Origin of the sequence: Candidatus Sodalis sp. SoCistrobi (assembly GCF_900143145.1) — a bacterium.
GTDB lineage: Bacteria > Pseudomonadota > Gammaproteobacteria > Enterobacterales > Enterobacteriaceae > SoCistrobi.
Map to the genome: position 1 here is coordinate 1 of NZ_FRDB01000165.1, position 6,732 is coordinate 6,732.

Here is a 6,732-nt window from a genome sequence, read left to right on the forward strand (position 1 = left end):
CATAGGTATCTACACATTTATCGTGATACCTGTTATTACTTTGCAGAATGATTTCAACCTATCTGTTGGCGGGATTGACTCTCGCCTTACCCGCCGATATCAGACGCTGGTTAAACAGCATATGACGCCCGCGGCTCTTCTTGCTTCTGCGGTTAAAGACCTCGCAAGTGCTCAAAAATCAACTTTCGCAACTACCCAAGCTGTCTGGCGTTTTCTGAATAATAAGCGAATTAGCTTCAGTCAACTCAATGAGCCAATTATTTCGCTAGCACTTGAGCAAATTTCGCTTAGCCCGCATCCATACGCTCTCGTTGTTCATGATTGGTCACGTTTACAATTTCTTTACCATCATGCCAAATACGGACGCTTAAAAATGACGCACGGTGGCGATGTTGGATATGAACTTCAAAGCAGCTTGCTGGTTGATGCTGGCACGGGTTTGCCAATAGCGCCTCTATCTCAGACACTTACCGATGCAACCGGTTGTCATTCAACGTTGGCGGAAGGACTGTCCGAACGGCAGACACATATGGACGCCTTGACGACCGATATTGCCCGTGTGGAATCGCTTAATATAGGTAAAAAGCTGATTCATATAATTGATAGAGAGGGTGACTCTATTGGACATATGCGGACGTTGAGTACTCAAGGAATATGCTGGCTTATCCGAGGAAAAGAAGGACATGGTGCAGAGTGGCAAGGTAATTCATTGAAAATTGGTGAGATTGCTGCTCTTCTGCCATACAACGGATGCGGACAGGTAGACTGGAAAGGGAAAAAAGCTGATATGGAAATCAGTGAAACCTCGATAGTCATAACCCGAGCTGCGCAGCAGAAGCGTAAAGATAAAGAAACCGGCCGCCGCATAAAAATCCAACCTGGAGAGCCTCTGACGGTCAGATTGGTTGTTGTTCGGCTTACGGATGATCTCGGTAATGTGGTGGGACGCTGGACGCTGCTTACAAACGTTTGCAGCGAGATCACCTGCGAGGAAGTAGCTCGTTGGTATTACTGGCGCTGGAATATTGAATCATTTTTTAAGTTGCTGAAAGGTGCCGGACATGACGTAGAAACATGGCTTCAGCGCAGCGCGCCAGCCGTACTACGCAGGTTGTTAATAGCCAGTATGGCTGCTGTTCTGGTATGGCGGCTGCAACGCGCTGAAGGAGAAGAAAATGCGGCAGCCCGCCAGCTGATATGTCGCTTGTCAGGACGACAGCAAAAGCGAGGCCGCAGAGAGAGCGCTCCTGCTCTGCTCGCTGGCCTATCCATCTTGTTGAATACACTAAAATTATTATCGGAATATAGTCTGGAAGAACTTACTCATTTAGCGAGAGTTGCTCTTAAGCCTCCTCCCTGATGTGTAGATACCTATGCCTCTAAGCCTTGTCCGCAGCGGAGCGGGGTGTTCAGATTTGCGTGCCGGCGCGGTTGGTTTTCGCTGTGGCCTTCACCTGGGCGCCGGTAAGTTCGCGCAGCAGCGGCCGCAGCAGGCTAAGACTGTCGCGGGTACGCCGCGCCAGCTGGCCGTGCAAGTGACTCTCCAGCCACAATAGGTTATCGCGCTGGCTCTGGTAACGCACCGTTCCTTGAGGGAAGTGGGCGCTGACTTTCCGCTGCAGGCAACTGTCGCCGGCAACGCCGGAGGTGATATCCAGCACCGGCAGCCTGGCGCGGGCGAACGGCAGCAATGGCGACGGACACGCCGCAGCCGTGTGAAGTCCCTGATGCAGCAGCAGCGGTATGCCGGCGCGGCGGGCCTGCGCGCGCAGGGCGTCAATCTGCGGCAAGAGCGCGTTTGCCTCTGCTGGCAGCTGATAATCGACGCGCAGCTTTTCGCCGGCGATGAGCTGCTGTAAATCCACCACCAGCCGCGTTTGCTGTTTCTCCTGCGGCGACATGCGATCAAGGTAGTCCTGGCTGCCCGCCAAATCGGGCGCGACGGCGCTCAGCGCCACGAAACGCACCCCGGAGTGCAGCGGCAGGCTTCCTAGCTCGCGCGCCAGCGCCAGCATGATACCGAGACCGGCGGCATTGTCGTCCACCCCCTGCAGCGTTAATCCGCCAAGATTGTGGTTCAGGTCGCTGTCGTCGCGCGGCAGGTAGGTGTCGAGATGGGCGATGACCAGAATTTCCCCTTGCCCGCTCTGGCCGGCTTTGGCGGCGATGGTGGAACTGGCGGTAATACGACGCCAGTCCACTCGTTCGCCCGGCGCGCCATAGCGATAGCGGGTATTAAAAGCGCGCAGATCGCTTTGATAGCCCAGCGCGCGAAACTGAAGCTGTAGGTGTTCGGCGGCCAGCAGCTCCACGGGACTGCCCGCCATGCGCCCGGCAAAATAGGTGGCGATAGCGCGGGTTTGCTCTAGGGCATAGCGTTCGGCAGAGAGAGGAGAGGCGGCCTGGACGGCCGGCGTCAGTCCTGCGCTGGCGAACAGCCAGAGCGCAATACGCAGGCAAGCGGGGTAACGCATAACGGAAAGTCCTTGTTAACCGGAACGGCCTCAATTTTCGGCCGCGCAACTGTCGGCTATAGTATGGGGCGGCGGCGGCAAAACAATCCCGCTTCGCTGGAAAGTCAATGGTGTCGTTATTCCATAAAGGTAAATGAAATTCCAATTAAGAATTTCATATACCAGAAATGGTCGACGTATAGTCATTATATTGCTAAACACGAACAGAAAGGTTGCTGTGGAATATTTACCGCTATTTGCCGATCTCAGGCGTCGTCCGGTACTGGTGGTTGGCGGTGGCGAGGTGGCCGCGCGCAAAATACAGCTGTTGATGCGCGCCGGTGCGCAAATCAGAGTGGCAGCGCGGGCGTTATGCCCGGCGCTTAAGGAAATCCACCAGGCCGGCGGCCTGTCCTGGCTAGGTGAATCGTTTGAGCCGGCCATGCTGGACGACGTTTTCCTGGTGATCGCCGCCACTGACGACGCGGCGCTTAACGCGCGGGTCTCCCAGTGCGCCGAACAGCGCCATTTGCTGGCCAATGTGGTGGACGACCAGCCGTACTGCTCATTCATCTTTCCTTCGATTATCGATCGCGCGCCCATCATGGTAGCCATTTCCTCCGGCGGCACGGCGCCGGTGCTGGCGCGTATCCTGCGTGAGAAACTGGAATCGATGCTGCCGACCTTTCTCGGTCCTATGGCGGCCTTGGCGGGCGCCTGGCGCGGCCGGGTAAAGCAGCGAATCAGCAGCATGTCCGGCCGCCGCCGGTTCTGGGAAAAAGCCCTCAACGGCCGCTTCGCCAGTCTGGTGGCGCAGGGACGGCTGGATCAGGCCGAGCAAGCGCTGGATCAGGCTCTTAACGCCGGCCCGGAACAGGGGGGTGAGGTGGCGCTGGTCGGCGCCGGCCCCGGCGACAGCGGTCTGTTGACGCTGCGCGGGCTGCAGCTGATGCAGCAGGCGGATGTGGTGCTGTATGACTATCTGGTCAGTCAGGAAATCCTGGAACTGGTGCGGCGCGATGCCGACAGAGTCTGTGTGGGCAAGCGCGCCGGCGAACAATCGATGCCGCAGGCGGAGATCAACCGCCTACTGGTGACGCTGGCGCAGCAGGGCAAAAAAGTGGTGCGGCTTAAAGGCGGCGATCCTTTTATTTTCGGCCGCGGCGGCGAAGAGCTGCAAACCGTAGCGGCGGCGGGCATCTCGTTTCAGGTGGTGCCCGGTATCACCGCCGCCGCCGGGGCCACCGCCTATGCCGGCATTCCGCTGACCCACCGCGAGCATGCGCAGAGCATTACCTTTATCACCGGGCATCTGCGCGACGGCGCCGATGCGCTGGACTGGCAGGCGCTGGCGTGCGGGCGTCAGACGTTGGCTATCTATATGGGGGTGGTCAAGGCGGCGGAAATCAGCAGCCAGCTGATTCGCCATGGCCGGTCGCCGCAAACGCCGGTGGCGGTGATAAGCCGCGGTACCCGCAGCGACCAGAGCGTTCAGACGGGGACCCTGGCGGCGCTGGATCAACTGGCGCAGGGGGCGCCGACCCCCGCATTACTGGTGATAGGCGAAGTGGTCGCCCTTCATCATGAAATCAATTGGTTTGGTCAGCAAAACCTGGCGGCGCAAAAGCGCGCGTCGGTGGTCAATCTGGCGTAAGGATGTCATTTATGGATCAACAACGTTTTACCCATCTGCGGCAGCTGGAGGCTGAGAGTATCCATATCATCCGTGAGGTGGCTGCCGAATTCAGCAATCCGGTGATGATGTACTCCATCGGCAAAGATTCATCCGTGATGCTGCATCTGGCGCGTAAGGCCTTTCATCCCGGCAAACTGCCGTTTCCGCTGCTGCATGTGGATACCGGCTGGAAATTCCGCGAAATGTATGCGTTCCGCGATCATACCGCCAAGGCCTACGGTTTCGAGCTGCTGGTGCATAAAAACCCGGAAGGGGTGGCGATGGGCATCAATCCCTTTGTCCACGGCAGCGCCAAGCACACCGATATCATGAAGACCGAGGGCCTGAAACAGGCGCTGAATCAATACGGCTTCGATGCCGCCTTTGGCGGCGCCCGGCGCGATGAGGAGAAATCCCGTGCCAAGGAGCGTATTTACTCTTTTCGCGATCGCTTTCACCGCTGGGATCCAAAAAACCAGCGCCCGGAGCTGTGGCACAACTACAACGGCCAGATCAACAAAGGGGAAAGCATTCGCGTATTCCCGCTCTCCAACTGGACCGAGCTCGATATCTGGCAATACATTTTTTTGGAAAACATTGACATCGTACCGCTGTATCTGGCCAAGAAACGCCCGGTGCTGGAGCGCGACGGGATGCTGATGATGGTGGACGACGACCGTATCGACCTGCAGCCGGGCGAAGTTATCGAACAACGTATGGTGCGCTTTCGCACGCTGGGTTGCTGGCCGCTGACCGGCGCGGTGGCCTCCGACGCGCAGACCTTGCCCGCGATCATCGAGGAGATGCTGGTATCCACCACCAGCGAGCGTCAGGGCCGCGTTATCGATCGCGATCAGTCCGGGTCGATGGAAATGAAAAAGCGTCAGGGTTATTTTTAAGGAGCCATCGACATGAATAATGCCATAGCCCAACAGATCGCCGAGCAGGGCGGGGTAGAAGCCTATCTGCACGCCCAGCAGCACAAAAGCCTGCTGCGTTTTTTGACCTGCGGTAGCGTCGATGACGGCAAAAGCACGCTGATTGGCCGCCTGCTGCACGATACCCGGCAAATCTACGAAGATCAGCTGTCGACGCTGCATACCGACAGCAAACGCCTGGGTACCCAGGGCGACAAACTCGATCTGGCCTTGCTGGTGGACGGCCTGCAGGCCGAGCGCGAGCAGGGCATCACGATTGACGTCGCCTATCGCTATTTCTCCACCGAAAAGCGTAAATTTATTATCGCCGATACGCCGGGGCATGAACAGTACACCCGTAATATGGCGACCGGCGCCTCGACTTGCGATGTCGCCATTCTGCTTATCGATGCGCGCAAAGGCGTGCTGGATCAGACCCGGCGCCACAGCTTTATCAGTACCCTGTTGGGCATCCGCCATCTGGTGGTGGCGGTGAACAAAATGGATCTGGTGGTGTTTGATGAGCAAATCTTTCAGGGCATTCGTCAGGATTACCTGCGTTTCGCCGAGCAACTGCCGGTGGATCTGGACATTACCTTCGTCCCGCTGTCGGCGCTGGAGGGCGATAACGTAGCCGCGCCGGCAAACTCAATGCCTTGGTATAGCGGTCCGACGCTACTGGACGTGCTGGAGTCGGTAGAGGTTATCAATCTTAACGAGCAGCAGCCGGCGCGCTTTCCGGTGCAATATGTTAATCGCCCCAATTTGGATTTTCGCGGTTACGCCGGCACCGTGGCGGCGGGGGTACTGCGCGTCGGTCAGGCGGTGAAAGTGCTGCCGTCGGGCGTCACCTCCACCCTCAGCCGCATCGTCACCTTTGATGGCGATTTAACGGAGGCCTGGGCTGGCGAAGCGGTGACCCTGGTCCTGGCGGACGAGGTGGATATCAGCCGTGGCGATTTGTTGGTGGACGCCGGTGAGACGCTGACGGCGGTGCAAAACGCCCAGGTCGATGTGGTGTGGATGACCGAGCAACCGCTGGTGGCGGGCCAGAGTTTTGATATCAAGATCGCCGGCAAGAAAACCCGCGCGCGGGTGGACAACATCCAGTATCAGGTGGATATCAATACCCTGACCCAGCGCGTGGCCGACAGCCTGCAGCTTAACGGTATCGGCCTGGTAGAACTGGCATTCGACGAGCCGATGATGCTGGATAAGTATGCCGATAATCCGACCACCGGCGGCATGATTTTTATCGACCGGTTGAGTAATGTCACCGTCGGTGCCGGCATGGTGCGCCAGCCGCTGCAGGAGGTTTATCGCGAGCCGGGCGCCTACGGCGAATTTGAGCTGGCGCTCAACGCGCTGGTGCGCCGTCATTTCCCGCACTGGGGCGCGCGCGACCTGCTGGGAGGCAAATAATGACCGCCGACGCAGGGCGTCCTGTTGACGACAATGTGGTTTGGCATTCACATCCGGTTTCCCGTCAGGACCGCGAGGGGCTGCATAAGCACCAGGGGGCGGTATTGTGGTTTACCGGCCTGTCCGGCTCGGGCAAATTGAATCACCCCGGATAAATTAGAGTCTATACTTTAAAAGTGGAGGTCTCTATGACAACGACCAAACGTTACTCTCCGGAAGTCCGTGAACGGGCAGTTAATCTAGTGCTGGAAACTCAGCATGAGCA

5 protein-coding genes and 1 pseudogene are annotated in these 6,732 nt (G+C 57.8%); 5 read left to right on the plus strand and 1 reads right to left on the minus strand.

Annotated elements, in window-relative coordinates:
• On the plus strand, window positions 1–1,360 hold a 1,360-nt coding region (locus tag CINSTRO3249_RS11260; protein WP_254304262.1), incomplete at its 5' end, for a flagellar biosynthesis protein FlhF.
• Between the two features lie 49 nt (window positions 1,361–1,409).
• On the opposite strand, the gene CINSTRO3249_RS11265 is transcribed toward CINSTRO3249_RS11260, so the two are convergent.
• Window positions 1,410–2,474, minus strand: a complete 1,065-nt coding sequence (locus CINSTRO3249_RS11265; RefSeq protein ID WP_074013354.1) for an aminopeptidase — start codon at window positions 2,472–2,474, stop codon at window positions 1,410–1,412.
• A 217-nt stretch (window positions 2,475–2,691) separates the two neighbouring features.
• Between CINSTRO3249_RS11265 and cysG the strand changes: the two genes are divergently transcribed.
• The 4 genes and pseudogenes from cysG to CINSTRO3249_RS11285 all read left to right on the plus strand — a co-directional run.
• On the plus strand, window positions 2,692–4,107 hold the full coding sequence (gene cysG, locus CINSTRO3249_RS11270) for a siroheme synthase CysG (RefSeq protein WP_174249777.1): 1,416 nt from the start codon (window positions 2,692–2,694) through the stop codon (window positions 4,105–4,107).
• Window positions 4,108–4,118: 11 nt separating this feature from the next.
• Window positions 4,119–5,027: a sulfate adenylyltransferase subunit CysD gene (gene cysD, locus CINSTRO3249_RS11275; RefSeq protein ID WP_074013356.1), complete on the plus strand. Its 909-nt coding sequence runs from the start codon at window positions 4,119–4,121 to the stop codon at window positions 5,025–5,027.
• A gap of 12 nt (window positions 5,028–5,039) precedes the next feature.
• Window positions 5,040–6,467: a sulfate adenylyltransferase subunit CysN gene (gene cysN / locus CINSTRO3249_RS11280; protein ID WP_074013355.1), complete on the plus strand. Its 1,428-nt coding sequence runs from the start codon at window positions 5,040–5,042 to the stop codon at window positions 6,465–6,467.
• A pseudogene (locus tag CINSTRO3249_RS11285) lies at window positions 6,424–6,604 on the plus strand (adenylyl-sulfate kinase); the annotation flags it as partial. The gene cysN and the pseudogene CINSTRO3249_RS11285, both read left to right, overlap by 44 nt.
• Window positions 6,605–6,732 lie beyond the last annotated feature (128 nt).

Bases quoted from the DNA above. Each gene is read 5' to 3' on its own strand.
- cysD (WP_074013356.1), top strand. From the start codon at position 4,119: ATGGATCAACAACGTTTTACCCATCTGCGGCAGCTGGAGGCTGAGAGT.
- cysN (WP_074013355.1), top strand. From the start codon at position 5,040: ATGAATAATGCCATAGCCCAACAGATCGCCGAGCAGGGCGGGGTAGAA.
- CINSTRO3249_RS11265 (WP_074013354.1), bottom strand. From the start codon at position 2,474: ATGCGTTACCCCGCTTGCCTGCGTATTGCGCTCTGGCTGTTCGCCAGC.